This window comes from Xanthomonas axonopodis, assembly GCF_001304695.1.
Lineage (GTDB): Bacteria > Pseudomonadota > Gammaproteobacteria > Xanthomonadales > Xanthomonadaceae > Xanthomonas > Xanthomonas axonopodis.
On the sequence record NZ_JFAQ01000159.1, the window covers coordinates 1 to 1,264 of the forward strand.

Annotated in this window: 1 protein-coding gene and 1 pseudogene; both read right to left on the reverse strand. The window is 66.1% G+C overall.

The annotated features are described in order from the left end of the window. Positions 1-784 (reverse strand): GAF domain-containing protein (locus XAXN_RS14700; protein WP_054320098.1); only part of this gene is annotated, 784 nt, incomplete at its 3' end. A 210-nt stretch (positions 785-994) separates the two neighbouring features. Beyond that, a pseudogene (locus XAXN_RS21700) lies at positions 995-1,129 on the reverse strand (23S rRNA pseudouridine synthase F); the annotation flags it as partial. Positions 1,130-1,264: the final 135 nt, after the last annotated feature.

A 1,264-nucleotide genomic window follows, 5' to 3' on the forward strand; every position in this document is an offset into this window, starting at 1 on the left:
TGAAATGGTCCACGTCCAGCAGCGCGACCGACAGCGGTTGGCCCACCGCCCGCGTCTGTTCGGTGGCCGCCGCCAGTGCCACCGCAAACGCGCGCCGGTTGAGCAGGCCTGTCAACGGATCGGTGCGGGTCTGTTCGACCAGGTCGGCGTTCAACGCATCCATCTGCGCGTAATAGCCGGCCATCTGCTGTTCGTACCACTCGCGCTCGTGCAACTGCTGGCGCAACTGCCTGCCGGCCAACCGCAACTCAAGCAGGTGCGAGGCCTGCCGGGACAATGCCTGCAAGGCCTCGCGCTGGTCTTCGCGCAGATGCGCCGGGGTCTGGTCGAACACGCACAGCGAGCCCAGCGCCATGCCCTGGCTGGTCACCAGCGGCGCGCCGGCGTAGAAGCGCACCCCACCGCTGCCCACCACCATCGGGTTATCGTGGAAGCGCGGGTCCAGCAAGGTGTCGTCCACCATCAGCACTTCGTCCGGGCGCAGGATCGCGTGCGCGCAGAACGAGATATCGCGCGGTGCTTCGCTGCGCGGCGCACCGTGCGCAGACTTGAACCACTGCCGGTCTTCGTCCACCAGCACCACCGCCATCATCTGCGTCTCGCACAGCGTAGAGGCAATCAGGGTCAGGTCGTCGAACGCACGTTCGGCCGGCGTATCCAGCACGTCGTACTGGCGCAGCGCGGCCAGCCGCTCAGCCTCGTTGCTCGGCAATTCCGGTTTGATCACTGCCACCCCCTGGCTGTTATCCGTGAAAGTATGCCGGAGCCCAGGAAGTGCCACCATCGTGGCTGCCCCCCCCACGCTGCAGCGCCGCAAGCGCAGCCCTGACCGGCATCGGCCGTTTCGAAGCGTGATTCATGGGGCGGGCGCAAACACCCGGCACGGCGTGGCACGTTTGGTTCGGCAGCACGGCACTAGAGCGCGGGCACGTGCCGTGTCCGAAAGGCTGGCTAGGCTGACCTAGCAGCGATGCAGCCGGCCCGGCGCGGGCGCTTACCAGTCGGTGCGTTGCGGCAGCAACCCGTGCAATTCTGCATCGCTGAGGTTGCGCCACTGCCCCGGCTTGAGCGCGGCCAGCTTGATGTTGTCGATGCGCACCCGCCGCAGTTGCGTCACCCGGTACCCGAAACTGTGCCTTCTACCCAGCGCCGACCCCACGCAACCGGACCATATCTCGCATGCCCCGTTCTACTTGGAAAAACAAAAGTTGCGCCACCACCCCCGCTTTAGAGCGGCCAGCTTGATGTTGTCAATGCGGAACCG